The sequence below is a fragment of the Amycolatopsis pittospori genome (assembly GCF_013870525.1).
GTDB classification, from domain to species: Bacteria; Actinomycetota; Actinomycetes; order Mycobacteriales; family Pseudonocardiaceae; genus Amycolatopsis; species Amycolatopsis pittospori.
Genome location: NZ_JACBXD010000082.1, coordinates 13,387 through 32,990, shown reverse-complemented (window position 1 = coordinate 32,990; position 19,604 = coordinate 13,387). Strand labels below are relative to the sequence as shown.

The window sequence follows — 19,604 nt, the reverse complement described above, 5'->3', positions numbered from 1 at the left end:
CCGGCATCACCACCGCCGCGTTCCAACTCGGCGGTGCGCTCGGCGTCTCGGTAGCCTCGGCCGTGTCGGCGGCCGTCACCGGGACCGCGACGTCCCCGGACGCCGTGACAGGAGGCTTCCGAGCCGGTTTCGCGGCCGCCGCCTGCTTCGCGGCATTGGGCCTGGCGATTGCTCTTTCGACGCTGCGCCCCCGGAAGGCGCTGGCGAAGGTGGTGGAGGACTGATGCGCTACATGTTGCTGATCTGCGGGACCGAGACGCCCGGCACCGACGAATGCGACGACCCGCTCGACGAGAGGACGCAGGCGTGGGTCGACGAGATGACCGCTCGCGGGGTGCGGCTGTCCGGCAGCAGGCTGCGGTCGACGGCCACCGCGACCACGGTGCGGCTGCGCGACGACGAACTGCTCGTCTCGGACGGACCCTTCGCGGAGACGAAGGAACAGATCCTCGGCTATGACCTGATCGAGTGCGCGGACCTCGACGAGGCCATCGAGATCGCGTCGAAGCACCCCGTCACGAAGGTGGCGACGATCGAGATCCGGCCGATCTGGCCGACTCCCTGACGCGGCCCGGGGAGACTTCGTCGGAAGTCCGTGAAGGCCTCCTTCCCTACTCTCAAGGTAGGGAAGGAGGCCTTCACGGACTTACCAGCGGCTCACGCGCCCCAAGTGATAGCAAAGGTCCCTTGCTCACTCCGCCCCGTTCAGCAGCTGCTCGAACGGCACGAACCCGCTGCTCACAGCCGCCACCGGAGCCTCCGAGACCCGGGAAGCGAACTCCCGCCCGGCCCGCGAAGCCCGGGCGTCGAGGTCACCCGGAGACGCCCAGTCCGACGACGCGGCGTACACCGCTGTCGCGACCGGCTCGGCGCGAAGGTAGGCGAAGAGCGGCCGCAGTGCGAAGTCGAGCACGAGCGAGTGCCGTTCGGTTCCGCCTGTCGCGCCGATCAGGACCGGCTTCCCGTCGAGCGCCTTCTGGTCCAGTACGTCGAAGAACGACTTGAACAGTCCGCTGTACGACGCGGTGAACACCGGCGTCACGGCGATCAGGCCGTCCGCGGCGGTCACCGTGTCGATGGCCGCGCGCAGGGCCGGAGAGGGAAATCCGGTCAGCATGTTCTTCGTGACGTCGAGGGCCAGATCGCGGAGTTCGATCACCTCGATCTTCACGTCCGGCAGCGCGGAAGAAACCGCCGCGGCCAGTTTGTCCGCGAGCAGTCGCGTCGAGGACGGCTGACTCAAACCAGCTGTCACCACTGCGATCGTCGTCACGCGGTCACCGCCGAAGAAGCCTCAAGAAGCGAAGCGTGCGTGGGAGCCTCGGGCACGTGAGCAGGGCGGAGCGCGTCGAGTTCCTTTCGCAGCACCGGGATCACGTGTTCGCCGAGAAGATCGAGCTGCTCCAGCACGGTCTTCAGCGGCAGACCGGCGTGGTCCACCAGGAACAGCTGACGCTGGTAGTCGCCGAAGTGCTCGCGGAAGGTCAGCGTCTTGTCGATGACCTCCTGCGGGCTGCCGACGGTCAGCGGCGTCTGGTCGGTGAACTCCTCCAGCGACGGCCCGTGCCCGTACACCGGCGCGTTGTCGAAGTACGGCCGGAATTCGCGCACCGCGTCCTGCGACTTCGGCCGCAGGAACACCTGGCCGCCGAGTCCGACGATCGCCTGGTCCGCCTTGCCGTGGCCGTAGTGCTCGTACCGCTCGCGGTACAACTCGATCAGCGCCTGGAAGTGTTCCTTCGGCCAGAAGATGTGGTTCGCGAAGAACCCGTCGCCGTAGTACGCGGCCTGTTCCGCGATCTCCGGACTGCGGATCGATCCGTGCCAGACGAACGGCGGGACACCGTCGAGCGGCCGCGGCGTGGAGGTGAACTCCTGCAGCGGCGTCCGGAACTTCCCGGACCAGCTGACCACGTCCTCCCGCCACAACCGGTGCAGCAGGTGGTAGTTCTCGATCGCCAGCGGGATGCCCTGCCGGATGTCCTGCCCGAACCAGGGGTACACCGGTCCGGTGTTGCCGCGGCCCATCATCAGGTCGACGCGGCCGTCGGCGAGGTGCTGCAGCATCGCGAAGTCCTCGGCGATCTTCACCGGGTCGTTCGTGGTGATCAGTGTCGTCGACGTGGAAAGGATGAGTTTCGACGTCCGCGCGGCGATGTGGCCGAGCATCGTGGTCGGCGAAGACGGCACGAACGGCGGGTTGTGGTGCTCGCCGGTCGCGAAGACGTCGAGACCGACCTCTTCGGCCTTGAGCGCGATCCGCACCATCGCCTTGATGCGCTCGTGCTCGCTGGGCGCCTCCCCGGTGGTCGGGTCGGTCGTCACATCGCCCACCGTGAAGATTCCGAACTGCATGACCTGCTCCCTAGTCACCGGGGTATCTTTGCTTGAGCGTTCAACCTTACGCACGGAAGAGATATTCCCGGCCGCCACCCCGCTGGTCCAGACCTTCGGCGCGGGCCGAACGAGTGACTTGATCGGCTCACGAAGTGACCGCCCTCACACTTGAATCCATGTGGCTCACCACTCTGCTTGTGACAACGTTGACATTCGCTTTCACGCCGGCCACCACCACTCCGGAACCCACCGTCACGGCGACGATCTGCGCCCAGTACTGCGACGGCCGCGACCCCGCGCTGGCCGTCGGCGACAGAAGACCCAGCACGGCGACGGTCTGGGGCCGCGCCATCACGCTGCACCTCTCCGACGGCGACGACATGGGCTGGGGCAGCGTCCAAAACGGTGATCCCGGCGACGAGGTCTGGCTCGACCGCTCCTTCGACGGCGGCCGCACCTGGGCCGGCGACAGCCGGATCGGCGACACGAAGATCCCGGCGGGCCAACGCGGCTGGCGGACCCTGATGTTCAACGGCGACGACCCCGCCACCCACCGGTTCGGCGCGCTCCGCGCTTGCGGGAAGGCGGGCAACCGCCCGGAAATCGCCTGCACGCCGTGGTTCCGCACGACGGTCGCCGCGGCGAACCGCACCGAAGCCGCGGCCACCGCGCTCATGCAGTTCTACGACAACGACACCGGGCTCTGGCAGACCACGGGCTGGTGGAATTCGGCGAACGCGCTCACCGCGATCCTCGACTACAGCACCCGCACCGGCTCCCAGACCTACCGCTACGCGATCGGCAACACCTTCGATCGCAACCGCGGCGACGATTTCACCAACGAGTACATCGACGACACCGGCTGGTGGGCGCTCGCCTGGATCCGCGCCTACGACCTGACGAAGGACCGCCGCTACCTCGACACCGCCGTCATCGCCGCGAACTACATGTACTCCTACCGCGACGGGACCTGCGGCGGCGGACTCTGGTGGTCGACGGCGCGGACGTACAAGAACGCGGTCACCAACGAGTTGTACGTCAAGGTCGCCGCGTCACTGCACAACCGCCTCCCCGGTGACACGGTCCAGCTGGCCAGGGCCCGCGAGGTCTGGGACTGGTTCCGCGGCAGCGGCATGATCAACGGGAGCGACCTGATCAACGACGGCCTGAACTCCTCGTGCGTCAACAACGGGGACGCCGTGTGGAGCTACAACCAGGGCATCGTCCTCGGCGCCCTGCTCGAACTGAACCGCGCGACCGGTGACGCCGCCCTGCTCACCAGGGCCCGTCAACTCGCCGACGCCTCCACCACGGCGCCGTCGCTGCATTCCGGCGGGATCCTGCGAGACCCGTGCGAGCCCGGCGACTGCGGTGCCGACGGGCCGTCGTTCAAGGGCGCGTACGCCCGCAACCTCGGCGAGCTGGACCGGGCGCTGGCGGGCAGACCGTATCGCGCTTACCTGACGCGCCAAGCGAATTCGACGATCGCGAACAACCGCACGTCGCTCGATCAGCACGGTCTGCGCTGGGCCGGTCCGGTCGACCGGATCGACGCCGCCCGTCAGCACAGCGCGCTGGAGGTCCTCACGGCAGCACTCTGATCACCGGCGTCGGGACATGCAGCCAGGCGAGGACCTCGGTCTCCTTCTCGTGCACGAGCACCTGCCGGTAGCTCATCGTGTCGAGGCCGGGGCCTCCCTGGTCCTGGACGTCCTCGTGGAACCGGTCCGACACCAGCACGACGACGGGTGAGCCGTCCGGCGCTTCGGTGAGCGCGTCACGCAGCACCCGCGAGTCGAGCAGCCGGGCGAGCAGCACCTTCGGCCGCCCCGTCACGCCGTACTCGTCGAGCGTGACCTCTCCGGCGTGGATCGCCACGCGTACCCGGATCCGCAGCGCCGGTTCGGTGACCACGTTGTACTTGGCCAGTTCGGCCGCCAGTTGCGAAAGCAGCGGGAGCAGCAGCCGGAACTTCGGGAAATGCGGCGGGACGACGACGATCATGCCGTCCCCCGTATCCCGTTTGAGACAGGCGTTCCAGGCGATGCCGCTGGTCTCGAAGGCGTCGGCCAGCAGGCCGAAGAGCATCCGCCGCACCTGGACGAAGACGTCGCTGCTGCGCCCGACCTGGCCGAATCCGGCGATGTCGATCGAGAACAGGCCACAGTGCATGCCGGATTCGACCCAGACCGTCCGCTGCGGATAGAGGATCTGCTTCCGCAGCAGGGCGAGGTGGACGCAGGACACGGCGATCAACAGGATCGTGCCGAAGAACCACGAGACGGCCATGACCGCCCCGACGTCACCCTCTGTTTCCCCGACCGCGAGCAGATAGATCAGCCCGCAGGAGGCCGAGCTGTAGATCACCACGTACAGCAGCACGAGCGCACGGCGCAGCCGGATCGCCGCGTGCACGAACGGCAGGGGCGCGAGCACCCCCAGTGACGCGATGACCACCACGAAATACCAAAGACTCACCACACGCTGCGCGGTCGACGCGCGCGCGGGACCGGTTTCGACGGCCACTTCCGTTTCCCCCTGCCACCCCCAGCAGTGTGACAGGGGAAACCATAACGCCTCATCGGACGCGTGAGGAAGCCGTCCCGGCGGCCGATGACCCGGCCACCGGGACGCTCGCCTCACCCGGCGCGGTAGGCCTTCAGCAGGGTTTCCGTCAGGGTGCCGCCGTCGGTGTCGCTCACCTTCGTGCGCAGCGAGACGAACCCGGCACCGGGGTTGACGACGGTGACCTGCCAGCGGTCCCCGACGCGGACCACCCGCGCGGGTGCCCAGGTCGCGCCGTCATCGGACGACGCCTCGACGCCGAGGCCCCGGATCCCCGCCCGAGCGCCCGAACCGGCCTGGTGCGCGGCGGACACGGTGAAGGTGAACTCCCCCGCGGCCGCCCCGTTGCCGAGATCGAGCGGCAGGTCGTAGCGGACGTCCAGCAGCGGCAACGCCTTCGTGCCGGGCCGGTGTCCACTCGAGAACGTCCACTCGCCGACGTATCGCAGCGGATCCCGCCCGTCGAGTTTCCGCGTGCTGTCGACCTTCAGCGTGTACCTGCCCGCTTCCCTCGGGACGTCGAAGATGCCCGACCCCGGCACGTCGTTGGCGCCGGCGGGTCTGCCGTCCTTGGTCAGCGACGTCGTGCCACTGTCCTGAACCACCGGCAGATAGGCGGCCGAATGCACCCGGCCGGACGGTGCGAACGCGGGCACGTTCACCCGGATCTTGTCGCCGGTCCTGGTCACCGCGGCCGTCAACGGTTCGAAGTTCAAACCGAACTGCCGCCCTCCCAGATCCGGCCCGAACGGCCCCTTCAGCAGGTCCTCCTCGACCCGCTGCCCCGGCTTCACCAGCACGGGATCGAGGATCTGGGCGGGCACCAGGGCCCAGCCGCTGACACCCGAGATCACCGAGGTCTCCCAGAGTCGATCCGGCGTCACGTAGACGTCGTGCTCCGACGGGAAATACGGATGACTCGCGCCGAAGCTCGCGCACACGGTCCCGTCGGCGCAGTACATCGTCCGGTCCACCGAGGCGACCGGGGGCGACCCGAAGTTGCGGACGTGCAGCAGGCCGAGATCGGCCCGCCGATGCGCCCAGGTGATGCCGTCCGGCAGCCCGCCGCTCACCTGGTCGACCAGCTCGTAGGTGACCGGGCTGGCGGCGATCCCCCGGATCCGCACCGTGAGCGGCCCCTTGGCGAGCGCGGCCTCCAGATCGGCCTGCTCCTTGACGACGACCGACGCGACCGGCACCGGCCACGCCCGCTCGTCCACAAAGGACGTTCCCCCGATCAGTACACCTTTCGCCCCGTCGGCGATCAGCCGTTCGACGATCGCCGTGGTCTGCCCGGGCGGATCTTCGAGGGTGGCCCGGATGTACCCGATCTTGCCCCGGACACCCGGATCCGCCGTGCGGCCGAGATCCACGACAGACGCGGTGATGTCGCCCCGGAATCCGTTCGGGTCGTTGTCGTGCGGGGCGAGGCGCAGGGACCCGCCGTCCACCGTCAGCAGCGGCCGGTCGGCGAAGAAGAGCCCGTCCACGCCCATCGACGGCAGCGGCCCGCTCGGCAGCACGAAATGCCCGCCGGGCCTGCCGCGCAGCGCGATTCCGCCGATCATGCCGCCCAGTCCGGACCAGAGCCCGGTGTACTGCTCGGGCACCCGGACGTCCGGATCGTCGACGGTCTGCTTCACCGGCTTTCCCGCCCTGCCGTCGAAGAACAGCTTCCGGTCCTCACGGAGATCGAAGTCCTGGGCGACACCGACCTGGGCGACAGGTTCGCCGTACGGGACCTCGGGCGTCTTCTCCCAGTCCTCCAGGCTGCCGAGCACGCGGTACCGGCCGATCGGCAGGTCGATCGTGCCGCCCTGGGCCGGCACCGCCTTCCCGGTGTCCCGGTCCTGCACGAAGAACAGGTTGTCGCCCTGTGCGTTGCCGCGATGCGTGATCGCGTCGATGGTCAGCTTGCGGGTCTCGGGTGCCACGACGGTCCCGATCGGTGTGACGACGCGTTCGCCGCGGCCGCCCGTGGCGATCAACCGGACGCCGAAGGTCCCGGCCGTCGCACGGCCGTAGTCGACCGTCACCGGAACGTCCACGGAGCCGCTCGGCGGCACGACGACGACGTTCGACCCGGTCCGGAACATCCCGGCCGGTACGCCATCGGCCTTGAGGGACAGGGTCAGCACGGCGGGCTGGGCACCGTCGTTGTGGTAGGTCACGGTCTTGGTGACCGGCTCGTGCGGCCGTGTGACCGCGCCCAGGGAAAGGCTCGTCTGCGCGGCTCTGACCTGCTGACGATGGGCCCTGGCGACGTCGAGACGTCCCGCTCCGAGCCCGTACACCGAGCCCCCGGCGAGCGGGTCGGCACTGCCGGTGAGCCCCGGTTTGAGCCGGTCGGCCTTCCAGTCCGGATGCCGCTGGGCGAGGATCGCGGCCGCTCCCGCGACATGCGGCGTCGCCATCGACGTGCCATCGAGCCGGGCGTACCGCAGGTCCACCGACGCGTCCGGGTACGTCCCCGCCGCCCTCGCCGCGACGATGCCGGCTCCCGGCGCGGCGATATCCGGCTTCACCGCCAGGTCGCCGAGCCTGGGGCCGCGGCTGGAGAACGCCGTGAGCTCGTCCTTTTTGGACACGGCGGCCACGGCGAGCGCCGCGTCCGCCGCGGCGGGCGAGGAGACGGACTGGTCCAGGCCGTCGTTCCCCGCGGCGACGACGAACAACATCCCGGACTGCTCGGTGAACCGGTTCACCGCCTGCGACAAGGGATCCGTGCCGTCGCTCGGGAATCCGCCGAGGCTCAGGTTCACCACCTTCGCGCCCTGGTCGGCCGCCCACTGCATCCCGGCGAGGATGGCGTCCTGCGGGCAGTCGTCGGCCCCGCAGACCTTCCCCGCGAGCACCTTCGCGCCGGGTGCGACGCCGCGGTAGCGGCCGCCCGACGCGGCTCCGGTGCCCGCGATGGTCGACGCCACATGCGTGCCGTGGCCGACGACGTCGCGTACGTCCTCCTGGACGAAGCTCGCCGAACCGGTCACCACGCCGGCGAGATCCGGATGGCCGGGGTCGTAGCCGGTGTCCAGCACGGCGACCTTGACACCGTCTCCGGTGAACCCCGCCTTCCACGCCTCCGGGGCGCCGACCTGCGGAACGCTCTGGTCGAGGACCGGCCGGAGGTTCTCGTTCAGCCAGAGTTTCGCGCCGGAAGACCGCTGTGCGGCGAAGTCGCGCCACCACTGTTTCGCGTCGTTCTTGCCCACGGCCGCCGCCGTCACCCCCAGCGACGGCAGAGAGCGCGTCACCTTCGTCCGCCCGGGGAGCATGTTTGCCGCCAGGGCTCCCTGGGCATGTCCCGCCAAGAGCGGCACTTCGCCGGAGCGCAGATCGTCCCGGCCCTGCCGGACGAGCGCCGAGACGTTGAACAGCCGCTTGTCGACCCGGTTCTCCTTCACCGGATCGAGCGCGGAGAACGGGAGGACGTACTGATCGCCGTCCTCGGTGAAGACGAAATGGTTACCGCTGTCCCGGCTGGGGACCACCTTGACCCGGCCGTCGGCGGCGACGTCCACCATGACCCGGTCACCGGTGATGAGCGTGACCGGCCGGACCGTTCCCCGCGGCGGCGGAGCCTCCCCGGGTGTGGCCACGGCCTCACCCACCGGTACCAGCCCGGCGGCCAGCAGCCCCGTGGTCGCGATCGCTCTTCGCAGTTTCATGCGTCCTCCCAGTGAAAGCCGCGCGTTCGCGGCTCCTACCGCTAGGACGCCGGCTCCGGCGGACAAGTTGTGACCTTCACGGACGGTCAGCGAAAGGACGAGGTCAGATGACTGGGCGTGGCCGCGAACAGGTGGTTCGCCACACCGAGGGCGTCGGAGAAGACGACTTGTCGGAGGGGACGGATATCCTCCAGTACGGTGTCGCGTTGAACGCCACCTCCACGAGCAAGTTCGCGAGCCACGACTCCAGGAGAAAGACCCAGTGACTGCTGAGACCCTGTACGGGGCCGACGACCTGACGCACCTCGAGGGTCTGGAAGCGGTCCGCAAGCGCCCCGGGATGTACATCGGCTCCACCGACAGCCGCGGTATCAACCACCTGTTCTCCGAGGTCGTGGACAACTCGACCGATGAAGGTGTGGCGGGGCACGCCGCCAGGATCGTGGTCACCCTGCACGCCGACGGGAGCGTCCAGGTCGACGACGACGGCCGTGGTATCCCCACCGGCACGCACGCCAAATCCGGTTTGTCCGGTGTCGAACTCGTGCTGACCAGGCTGCACGCCGGCGGCAAGTTCGGCGGATCCGGCTACAAGACCTCCGGTGGCCTGCACGGCGTCGGCGCTTCGGCGGTGAACGCGCTCTCGCACCGCTTCGACGTCACCGTGAAGCAAGAGGGCAAGATCCACCAGATGTCGTTCGCGCACGGCGTCCCCGGCGTGTTCGACGGTCCCGGCCCGAAGGCCAAGTTCACCCGCAAGTCCGGGCTGAACGTCACCGGGAAGATGAAGCGCGGCGAGCGCTCCGGCACCTCGATCCGGTACTGGTACGACTCCCGCTACTTCGAGACCGGCTCCGCGCTCGACGTCGAAGGCGTCCGCGCGAAGATGCGCAACACCGCGTTCCTGGTCCCCGGCGTCACGTATGTGCTGCGCACCGCCGTCGACGACTCGATCAGCGAAGAGACCTTCCACTTCCCCAACGGCCTGGCCGACATGGTCGACTTCCTCGCCCCGTCCGACGAGAAACCGGTCTGCGGCACGCTGATCATCAACGGCGAGGGCACGTACAAGGAGAACGCGGCCGACGCGAGCGGTGTGATGCAGTCCAATGTGGAGCGTCACGCCGAGATCGAGGTCGCGCTTCGCTGGGGCACCGGCTACGAGCGCACGGTGGAGTGCTTCACCAACACCATCCGCAACGTGCACGGCGGCACGCATCGCCGCGGTTTCGACCGCGCGGTGCTGAAGTCCTTGCAGGACGCCATTTCCAAAACCCGCGGACTGCTGAAGCCCAAGGAGGACATGCCGACCGTCGAGGACGTCCTCGAAGGTATGACGGCGGTCGTCCACGTGCGCCTGCCGGAACCGCAGTTCACCTCGCAGACCAAGGACGAGCTGTCCACCGCCGGGATCACCCGGGTCATCCAGGGCATCGTCGACAAGCACATCAGGGCCTGGACCGAAGAGCGCAAGACCAAGTCCGAGGCGAAGATCGTGCTGCAGAAGGTGGTCGACGCGGCACGCGTCCGGCTCACCCAGAAGCAGCAGAAGGACGCCGCCCGGCGCAAGACCGCTCTCGAAGGCGCGGCCATGCCACCGAAACTGGTCGACTGCCGCACCACCGGCGTCTCCCGCAGTGAGCTGTTCCTCGTCGAGGGTGACAGCGCGCTCGGGTCGGCGCGGATGGCGCGTGTGTCCGAGTATCAGGCGTTGCTTCCCTTGCGCGGCAAGATCCTGAACGTCCAGAAGGCGTCGCTCGGCGACACCTTGAAGAACGCCGAGATCGCCTCGATCGTGCAGGTGCTCGGCGCGGGCAGCGGACGCACGTTCGACCTGTCGACCATGCGCTACGGCCGGGTGATCCTGATGGCCGACGCGGACGTCGACGGTTCGCACATCCGGACGCTGCTGATCACCCTGTTCGCCAAGTACATGCGGCCGGTCATCGAGGACGGCAGGCTGTACGCCGCGATGCCGCCGCTGCACAAACTGGTCACCAAGGGCCGTAACCCGGAAACCCATTTCACCTTCACCCAGAAGGAGATGGAGACCAAGTTCGCGGCTCTGGAGCGGGCGGGCAAGCAGATCGTCACGCCGGTGCCGCGGTTCAAGGGCCTCGGCGAGATGGACGCCGACGAACTGTGGGACACCACGATGAACCCGGCCACCCGTTCGGTCCGCCGCATCACCCTCGACGACGTCGAAGCCGCGGAGAACGCGCTCGAACTGTTGATGGGCGAGAAGGTCGAACCGCGCCGCAACTGGCTGGTCGAATCCTCCGACCGGGTCGACCGCGAAGCCATCGACGCCTGATTTCGTTGCTATTCAAGGAGCTTTGAGCAATGGCACGCCGTAAGGGCACCACCACCAAGGTCGACCCCTCCGCGTTCGACCGGCCCGGCGCGAACGTCTTCGACAACTCGCTGAAGACGGAGATCGAGGATTCGTACCTGGAGTACGCCTACTCGGTCATCCACTCGCGGGCGCTCCCGGACGCGCGGGACGGGTTGAAGCCGGTCCACCGCCGGATTCTGTTCTCCATGCACGAGAACGGTTACCGGCCGACGCACGCGTACGTGAAGTCGTCCCGCGTAGTCGGCGACTGCTTCGTTCGCGGCACGTTGGTCTCGACTCCGGACGGCCTGCGCCCGATCGAAGGCATCGAGGTCGGAGAGCATGTGCTGGACGGCCGGGGCGAAGCCGTCCCGGTGACAGCGGTCTACGAGAACCCGGCATCCGAACTCGTTCGTGTCACCTGGTCGAACGGGCACACGATGCTGGTCACGCCGGGCCAACGCTTCCGCACGGTCTCGGATGACTCGGCGATGGAATGGACCGACGCCCGGGACCTCGCGGGCAACCGCACCGTGGGCTACGGAAGCGGCCGCGGTGCGGCACGGCGGCCTCGCGGGGGGAACCTTTACGGGTACCTGCTCGGGTTGATCGCAGCCGAGGGCTTCGCCGTCGACCGGGCTCGGAGCGCCGACGGGCGTGTCCGGCTCCACATGTGTGACATCGAACCGCTGGACGCCGTTCACGACTGGGCGACCGCGAACGGTATGACCGTTCACCGCGGGACACGCGCGGCTCAGCGGGCCGGACATCGGGATCAGCACATTCTCACGTTCGCCCGGCACGAGGGTCTCTTGGCTGCCGGGACCCCGCTGAGCGACCAGAAATGCGTTCCCCTCGAAGTACTGGCCGAGCGGTCGGCTTGGGCACCGTTCCTCGCCGGGTTGTTCGATGGCGACGGGTACGTGCGCAAGGATCGCAGGGAGGTCGTCTTCGTCAGTACAAGTGAAAAGCTGATCCGGCAAAGCTACTCGATCCTCGCCGATCTCGGCATCCACGGTCATCATTGGTCCTCACCGAAACCCGAAGGCCGAAAGACCCTGCTTGGCCTTTCGTTCAGCGGACAGGACGCGAACGAGCTGGCCCGGATCCTGCTGCCGTGGGTCAAGATCGGCCACAAGAAGAACGCCCTGTCCAGGGTCGCCGAGATCTCGTACCGGTACCGCGGCAAGCAGGGCAACGACCGTCTGCCCTACCAAGCCGTCATGGCCGAGTTCTCCCGCGCACACCTCGGCGGAGGCTGGTTCAAGGACACGTCCGGGCAAGCGTTCCGTGCGTCGTTGTCCACTGTGAGCGGCGCGAAGGTGCGCTACGGAAAAGACCGGAACGGGCTCGCCCTCGCGAATCGGTCGTTCCCGCTCTCTCGCGCCGAGCAGGACGGCTGGATCGAGAAGCTGCAGCGGATCGGTTCGCCGATGGCGGACCGGCTCGGCGCGCTGTCCGGCTACTCGTTCATCGAAGTGACGTCCGTCGAACCGGTCGAACCGGATACCACCTACGACATCCAGGTGGGTACCGACGAACACGCCTTCGTCACCGAAGGTTTCGTCGTCCACAACTGCATGGGTAAGTACCACCCGCACGGCGACACGGCGATCTATGACGCCATGGTCCGTATGGCACAGGACTTCTCCCTCAACGTGCCCTTGATCGACGGGCACGGGAACTTCGGCTCACCGGACGACGGGCCGGCCGCGTCGCGTTATACCGAAGCGAAGATGTCCCCCGAGGCGATGCTGCTGGTCGGCGAACTCGGCGAGGACACCGTCGACTTCCGGCCCAACTACGACGGTTCGCTCGAAGAGCCGTCGGTGCTGCCCGCCGCGTTCCCGAATCTGCTGGTCAACGGCACTTCCGGGATCGCGGTCGGGATGGCGACCAATATGATCCCGCACAACATGAGCGAGGTCATCGGCGCGGCGCGGTGGCTGATCAACCATCCGAACGCCACCCTCGACAAGCTGATGGAGTTCGTCCCGGGCCCCGACCTGCCGACCGGTGGTTCGCTGCTGGGGCTGGACGAGGTCCGCCGCGCCTACGAGACCGGCCGCGCTGTGGTCCGCATGCGCGCCAGCGCCGAGACCGGCCCGCTGGAAGGCAGCCGCGGCCGCCAGGCGATCACCGTCACCGAACTGCCCTACGGCGTCGGGCCGGAAAAGGTGATCGAGAAGATCACCGACGAGGTCAACAAGTCCAAGCGGCTCACCGGGATCGCCGACGTCAAGGACCTCACCGACCGCGAGAACGGCACGCGGCTGGTCATCGAATGCAAGGTCGGCGTGAACCCGCAGGCGCTGCTGGCGGACCTGTACCGCCTGACGCCGCTGGAGCAGTCCTTCGGCATCAACAACCTGGTGCTGGTGGAGGGGCAGCCGCGGACGCTGGGGCTCAAGGCGCTGCTGGAGGTCTTCCTCAGCCACCGCTACGAGGTCGTCACCCGCCGCACGCGCTACCGCCGCCGCAAGCGCGAAGAGCGTCTGCACCTGGTCGACGGTCTGCTGATCGCCCTGCTCAACATCGACAAGGTGATCAAGCTGATCCGCGAGAGCGAGAACGCCGCGGCCGCGAAGGACGGCCTGATGACGCGGTTCAAGCTCTCGGAGATCCAGGCGACCTACATCCTGGACACGCCGCTTCGGCGGCTCACCAAGTACGACCGGATCGAACTCGAGGCCGAGCAGGACAAGCTGCGCGAGGAGATCGCCGAGCTGTCGAAGATCCTCGACGACGAGTCCGTGCTGAAGAAGGTCGTCTCTGCCGAACTGGCCAAGGTCGCCAAGGACTCCCCGACCGAGCGTCGCACCGCGCTGATCGACGGCGACCTCAAGGAGGTCCTCGCCGCGTCGAAGCCGTCCGGTCCGCTGGAAGTCGCCGACGACCCGTGCCAGGTGATCCTGTCCGCGACCGGACTGGTCGCGCGGACGGCGGCGGAATCCGAAGAGGCGTCCGAGGTCCGGCGTCGCAACGGCCGGGTCAAACACGACTCCGTGTCGGCGGTCGTCCATTCGACGGCTCGCGGTCAGGTGCTGCTGGTGACCAACCGGGGTCGCGCGTTCAAGACCGACGTGCTGCCGCTACCGGTACTGCCCGAACAGGCGGGCACCGTGTCGCTGCGTGGCGGGATGGCCGCGAAGGAACTCGTACCGCTGGAGAAGGGCGAGCGTGTCATCGGGCTGGCCCCGCTCGGAGAGCAGGCCGCCGGCTCCCCGGGTCTCGCGCTCGGCACGAAACTCGGCGTCGTGAAGGTGTGCGCGCCGGAGTGGCCGGTCCGCTCGGACGAGTTCGACGTGATCAGCCTGAAGGACGGCGACGAGGTCGTCGGCGCCACGTGGCTCACCGACGGCGAAGAGACACTGGCGTTCCTGACATCCGAAGCGTCCCTGCTGCGCTACGCGGCTTCGCTGGTGCGGCCGCAGGGCCTCAAGGGTGGCGGCATGGCCGGGGTCGTCGTACGCGGCGAGGCGGAAGTGGTCTTCTTCGGCGCGATCCGGACCGACGACGCCGAGCACGGCGAGCCGATGGTCGTCACCGCGACCGGAGCGAGCGTGAAGGTGACGCCGTTCAGCGAGTACCCGGCGAAGGGCCGCGCGACCGGCGGGGTCCGGGCGCAACGCTTCCTCAAGGGCGAAACGCGACTGGTCGTCGGCTGGATCGGCCCGCGCCCGGCCGGTGCCTCCCGCACCGGCGACCCGGTGGAACTGCCCGAGATCGACGTCCGCCGCGACGGCTCCGGCCACGCCCACCCGGGCCCCGAGGTCGTCGGGCACCTCATCGAACGCGGCTGACCCGCTTCACGAGTACAGGAAGGCCCCCTTCCTCGCGTCCGACGCGAGGAAGGGGGCCTTCCTGTACTCGGGGCGATCAGGACGCCGGTACCGAGTGGGCCGGTGTGGCGGGTCACCTACGAATGTCGTAGGGCATCAGGGCGCCTGTTGTCCCAAAGGGCAAGCAGGAGTGCCTTCCCGTACTTCCCCGACGCGAGAACCACGAAGTGTTTTCCGTACCCATCTTTCGGTTCCGCTGCCGAAATCGTAGATATTTAACACGCGGAAACATGTTAAGACCTTCGGTGCGCGAACTACCCGGCATTTCAAGAGTCCATTCGAGCGATTCCCATTCAGTGCGCCGACGGTTGACCTTGCCGTCAAGATCCGGCTAGATTTCCGATCGGCTCACTCGGCCCGAATCTTCGCGCAAAGATGCCGATGAGAGAGCCAGAACTCTTATTACTGAGGGGATTTCGAATGTCCGCTTTTGTCGACCTGCTCAGCTCATCGAAAAAAGTACGACAGGACATCAGATTCGAACGACCAGGTGAACAATCGGAGACCGAGAACATTCTCGCCCGCGTGGTATTCGAAAAGAGTGGGTTCGCTCCCGAATTGCACAAGGGCGTACCGACACTGGGCGTTCCGATGACCACGGACACCGAGCCCGAATTCCAGGAGGTTTTCGCGGCTTCCGGCCCGGTCGTGGCAGGCAGGGAAGGCGGCCTGGTCTACGCCGTGGACGGCCGCCATCTCTTCTGCACCGTGCAGGTCACCGAACGTGACGTCTATCGGGACGCGGCCAGGATCGCCTACGACTCCGCCTTCGAGCTCGCCACGCGTCTCGGCTACCCGAACATCCTCCGGATGTGGAACCTGGTCGGCGGCATCATCGACGACAACGCCGACGGTATGGAGATCTACCGCGACTTCTGCTCGGGACGGGCCGAGGCCTTCGCCCTGTGGTCGGGCCGGATCCTCCACATCCCGGCGGCCACCGGGATCGGCACCCGCGGTGACGGCGTGTACCTGTACTTCATCGCCGGACGTGCCGATGCCGATGTGCACCATCTGGAGAACCCCCGGCAGACTCCGGCCTACCACTATCCGGAGAGTTACGGCCCCAAAGCGCCGAACTTCGCCCGAGCCACCTTTGCCGAAGGCACGCTGTACATTTCCGGGACCGCGAGCATAATCGGCGACGAAACCGTCCACAAGGGGGATATCGCGGGCCAGGTCGACGTGACCTTGGAGAACATCGCGACCCTGATCAGCACGGAAAATCTGGGGAAGATCCGGGCAGAAGGCGGCTACACTCTCCGCGACCTCGACTTGATCAAGGTATACGTCAGCCGGGCCGAAGACATCCCGTTCGTCCGATCCCGATGCGAAGAGGTCTTCGCTCCCGACGCCCGGGTCGTCTATTTGAACGTCGACATCTGCCGCCCCGATCTGCTGGTCGAAATCGAGGCGATGGTCCAATGAATCTGGCCCGGCATCTTGCCACACTGGCCAGGAACAAGGACTGGTCCGATCGAGCGGCATACCATTCCGGCGATGTGACGGTTTCGTACGCGGAGTTGTTCGCCGGTTCGGCACGGTGTGCCGGCGGACTCGCCGCACGCGGGGTGACCGCCGGAGACCGCGTCCTGCTGGCGCTTCCCGACGGTGTCGAGCTCGTGCAAGCCGTCCTCGGCACGCTTCAGCTGGGGGCCGTGGCGATCCCCATCAACACCTTCATGCACGAGGGCGCCATCCGGCGTGCGGTCGAAACCGCGGCCCCTTTCCTGACGATCGCGGAACCGGGAACACCCGGCATCGACCAGGTCGGTCCGGTCACGCCGGCCCAGCTCCTCGACCATGAGCCGACGGCGGAGTACGCGACGGTTCGCGGGGATACGTCCGCCTTCGCCTTCTTCACGTCCGGCACGACGGGCAGCCCCCGGCTCTGCTTCCACACCCACGGTGACCCGGAGATCTACGACCAGGCCATCGGCCGGGTGGTGGACCTCGGCCCGGACGACGTCACCCTTTCCGTGTCGCGAATCTACTTCTCTTATGGATTCGGTAATTCCATCCTCTTGCCGTTGCTTCGCGGAGGCTCGACGGTGCTGAGCCGGGAGCGTCTCACCGAGTCCGCGGCCTTGGACCTGATCAAGCGGCACCAGGTTTCGGTCCTCTATGGACAGCCCAGCTTCTACGCTCGGTTGCTCCAGCACCCCTTCGCCGCGGGGCTCGACGGTCTGAGGCTGGCGCTGGTCGCCGGCGAACCGCTGCCCGTCAGCGTCGAAGCCACGCTCCGCGCAACACTCGGTAAGAGATTCCTCAATATCTTCGGCACCACGGAAATAGGGCATGCCTTGATCGCGAACACCCTGTCCTCCCACAAGGAGGGCACCATCGGCCGCATCCTTCCGCCGTACCGCATGCGGATCGTCGACGAGCTGCGCCGGGAGGTGGCGACCGGCGTGGAAGGGAAGCTGGAGGTTCGTGGCCCGACGATCGCGCCCGGAGTTCCCCGGGGCTCCGACGCGCCGCTGCGACTGCCGGACGACTGGTACGTGACCGGCGATGCGGCCACTGTCGATCAAGACGGCTTCGTCCGCTTGCACGGACGGCTGGACGACATCGAGATCGTCGGCGGGCAGAACGTGCACCCCGCCGAGATCGAGGACCTCCTGGTGAGTCACCCCGCCGTCCGCGCGGCCGCTGTTTGTTCGGTGCGTCGCGAGTCCTCCACGACTTCGCTCCGAGCCCATGTCGAACTGGACGAGGGTGCCGAACCGGACCAGGTGATCGCCGAGATCGGCTCCCTGACCCAGAAGAACCTGAGCTGGTATGAGATACCGGAGGACATCATCGTCGTCGAATCCCTCCCCCGCACTCCGGTCGGCAAGCTGGATCGCCGGGCGCTCAGGACACTGGCGGGTGTTCGATGAGCACTCGGACCGAGGCCGAAGCCGGGGTCGACATCAAGGCCGTCGCCGCGATCACCGTCACATTGGTCCTGTGGGCATCCGCCTTCGTCGGGATCCGCTTCGCCGGTGCGCACTACGAGCCCGGATCGCTCGCCCTGGGCAGGCTCCTGGTCGGCGCACTCGCGCTGGGGGCGATCGCGGTGGTCAAAGGCATGCCGCTCCCGCCGCGGAAGGCGTGGCCCGGCATCGCCGGTGCGGGGGTCTTCTGGTTCGGCCTGTACATGGTCGCCCTGAACTGGGGAGAGCGCTACACCGACGCGGGGACGGCGTCCCTCCTGGTCGGGATCGGCCCCGTCTTCGCCGCGATCCTCGCCGGAATCGTCCTGAAGGAAGGGCTGCCGCGCCCTCTCGTGATCGGGCTCGTCGTCGCTTTCACCGGCGCGGCGGTCGTAGGACTCGCCTCGCAGCACGGCTCCTCCAGTGCGCTGGGGGTCGCGCTCTGCCTGCTGGCGGCGGCGGGATACGCGGTGGGAGTCGTCTCCCAGAAACCGGCTTTGAGCCACGCCACCGCGTTGCAGGCCACGACCTTCGGCTGCGCTGTCGGCGCCGTCGCCTGTCTTCCGTTCAGCGGTCAGCTGTTCCACGACGTGGCGACCGCACCGGCGTCGGCGACCTGGTCGGTGGTCTACCTGGGATTGCTGCCCACCGCGCTCGCGTTCTACACCTGGGCATACGCGTTGTCCCGGACGCCTGCCGGAAAGCTCGGCGTGACCACCTATGTGGTTCCGGTGATCGTGATCGCGTTGTCCTGGCTTTTCCTCGACGAGGTTCCCACTCTGCTCGCAGTCCTTGGCGGGGCTCTTTGCCTTGCCGGCGTCGGCGTTTCCCGGACCAAGAAACGGAGAGCGCAATGACCACGATCCCCGATTACGAACTGCTGCCCAGTCCGGCGGAACTGGCCGTCGAGCATCCCGTTCCAGTCCGGCTCGCCACCGAGATCCAGGACCACCGCTCGGCGATCACCGACGTGCTCAACGGTCGCGATGGGCGTGTGCTGGCCGTTGTCGGCCCGTGCTCCGTCCACGACCCGGCCGCGGTCCTCGAGTACGCCGGACGGCTGGCCGAGTCGACCCGGCCGATGAAGGACCATTTGCTCGTGGTGCTCCGGGCCTACCTGGAAAAGCCGCGAACCGCGGTCGGCTGGAAGGGGTTGATCCACGATCCCTGGCTCGACGGCTCCGAAGACATCGCCGGAGGCCTGCGGGCAGGCCGCGGGTTCCTGATCGCGGCCGCGGAAAGCGGGCTTCCCCTGGCGGGGGAGTTCGTCGAACCGATGCTCGCACCCCATCTGAGCGATCTCCTCAGCTACGGTGCCATCGGCGCGCGGACGGTTTCCAGCCAGTCGCACCGGGAACTCGCGTCCGCTCTGCCGATGCCCATCGGCATCAAGAACGGCCTCGACGGTGACCTGACGGTCGCCACCGCCGCGATTCACTGCGCCCGCACCGCGCAGCGGCACCCGGCGGTGAACGAACACGGCGCTCTCGTCGTCCGGAAATCGCCCGGCAACCCCTCGGCACATCTGATCCTCCGTGGCACCGCGGCCGGAACCAACTACGACTCGGAGAACGTCGACGCGGCCATCGAGGGGTTACGCGCCACGAATTCCTTGGACCGGGTCGTCGTGGACGCGTCGCACGGCAACTCCCGCAAGGACCACCGCCGCCAGCCCGGCGTCGTCGCCGACATCGCGAGCCGCATCGCCTGTGGCGAGCGGGGAATAGCGGGGGTCATGCTGGAATCGTTTCTCGAAGCGGGGCGGGAGGACCACCCCGCGCCTTACGGGGTGAGCATCACCGACTCCTGCCTCGACCTGAACAGCACCGTGTCGGTGCTGGAGTCGCTCGCCGACGCCGTACGGGTAGGCCGTTCAGTCGTCCTCGGGTGACCGATCCAGGTCAGGTCAAGTCCGTGAAGGCCTCCTTGAGGGACTCTG

General features: G+C 67.7%; 12 protein-coding genes and 1 pseudogene. 9 read left to right on the top strand and 4 right to left on the bottom strand.

Annotation, left to right across the window (positions count from 1 at the left end; genetic code table 11):
• Positions 1-224 (top strand): annotated as a pseudogene (locus H5J31_RS32165) (hypothetical protein); the annotation flags it as partial.
• Positions 224-565 (top strand): YciI family protein, encoded by a 342-nt coding sequence (locus tag H5J31_RS32160; RefSeq protein ID WP_181776430.1) that lies wholly within the window; start codon positions 224-226, stop codon positions 563-565. The pseudogene H5J31_RS32165 and the gene H5J31_RS32160, both read left to right, overlap by 1 nt.
• A gap of 126 nt (positions 566-691) precedes the next feature.
• On the opposite strand, the gene H5J31_RS32155 is transcribed toward H5J31_RS32160, so the two are convergent.
• Together H5J31_RS32155 and H5J31_RS32150 are read right to left on the bottom strand one after the other, a co-directional pair.
• Positions 692-1,273 carry an FMN reductase gene (locus H5J31_RS32155; protein ID WP_181776429.1) on the bottom strand — a complete coding sequence of 194 codons (582 nt, stop codon included), beginning with the start codon at positions 1,271-1,273 and terminating at the stop codon, positions 692-694.
• The gene (locus tag H5J31_RS32150) at positions 1,270-2,355 is read right to left on the bottom strand and encodes an LLM class flavin-dependent oxidoreductase (RefSeq protein WP_181776428.1); all 1,086 of its coding nucleotides are present in this window, start codon (positions 2,353-2,355) and stop codon (positions 1,270-1,272) included. Before H5J31_RS32150 ends, H5J31_RS32155 begins: the two co-directional genes overlap by 4 nt.
• Before the next feature lie 158 nt (positions 2,356-2,513).
• Between H5J31_RS32150 and H5J31_RS32145 the strand changes: the two genes are divergently transcribed.
• Complete coding sequence (locus tag H5J31_RS32145) at positions 2,514-3,938, top strand: glycoside hydrolase family 76 protein (protein ID WP_181776427.1); 1,425 nt, start codon at positions 2,514-2,516, stop codon at positions 3,936-3,938.
• Here H5J31_RS32145 and H5J31_RS32140 read toward each other — a convergent pair.
• Both H5J31_RS32140 and H5J31_RS32135 read right to left on the bottom strand, forming a co-directional pair.
• Entirely contained in the window at positions 3,922-4,863 is a 942-nt protein-coding gene (locus H5J31_RS32140; protein ID WP_181776426.1) for a hypothetical protein, read from the bottom strand. The genes H5J31_RS32145 and H5J31_RS32140 overlap by 17 nt on opposite strands.
• Before the next feature lie 113 nt (positions 4,864-4,976).
• On the bottom strand, positions 4,977-8,570 hold the full coding sequence (locus H5J31_RS32135) for a S8 family serine peptidase (protein ID WP_181776425.1): 3,594 nt from the start codon (positions 8,568-8,570) through the stop codon (positions 4,977-4,979).
• 262 nt (positions 8,571-8,832) lie between these two features.
• On the opposite strand from H5J31_RS32135, the gene H5J31_RS32130 reads away from it, so the two are divergent.
• The 6 genes from H5J31_RS32130 (at position 8,833) to H5J31_RS32105 (ending at position 19,556) form a co-directional block, all read left to right on the top strand.
• Positions 8,833-10,884, top strand: a complete 2,052-nt coding sequence (locus tag H5J31_RS32130; RefSeq protein ID WP_181776424.1) for a DNA gyrase/topoisomerase IV subunit B — start codon at positions 8,833-8,835, stop codon at positions 10,882-10,884.
• Positions 10,885-10,913: 29 nt separating this feature from the next.
• Positions 10,914-14,708 carry a DNA topoisomerase (ATP-hydrolyzing) gene (locus H5J31_RS32125; RefSeq protein ID WP_181776423.1) on the top strand — a complete coding sequence of 1,265 codons (3,795 nt, stop codon included), beginning with the start codon at positions 10,914-10,916 and terminating at the stop codon, positions 14,706-14,708.
• Between the two features lie 420 nt (positions 14,709-15,128).
• On the top strand, positions 15,129-16,175 hold the full coding sequence (locus H5J31_RS32120) for an FkbO/Hyg5 family chorismatase (RefSeq protein WP_236005508.1): 1,047 nt from the start codon (positions 15,129-15,131) through the stop codon (positions 16,173-16,175).
• On the top strand, positions 16,172-17,629 hold the full coding sequence (locus H5J31_RS32115) for a class I adenylate-forming enzyme family protein (RefSeq protein WP_181776422.1): 1,458 nt from the start codon (positions 16,172-16,174) through the stop codon (positions 17,627-17,629). Before H5J31_RS32120 ends, H5J31_RS32115 begins: the two co-directional genes overlap by 4 nt.
• Complete coding sequence (locus tag H5J31_RS32110; RefSeq protein WP_181776421.1) at positions 17,626-18,522, top strand: DMT family transporter; 897 nt, start codon at positions 17,626-17,628, stop codon at positions 18,520-18,522. Before H5J31_RS32115 ends, H5J31_RS32110 begins: the two co-directional genes overlap by 4 nt.
• Complete coding sequence (locus H5J31_RS32105; RefSeq protein WP_181776420.1) at positions 18,519-19,556, top strand: 3-deoxy-7-phosphoheptulonate synthase; 1,038 nt, start codon at positions 18,519-18,521, stop codon at positions 19,554-19,556. The genes H5J31_RS32110 and H5J31_RS32105 overlap by 4 nt, the downstream gene beginning before the upstream one ends.
• Positions 19,557-19,604 lie beyond the last annotated feature (48 nt).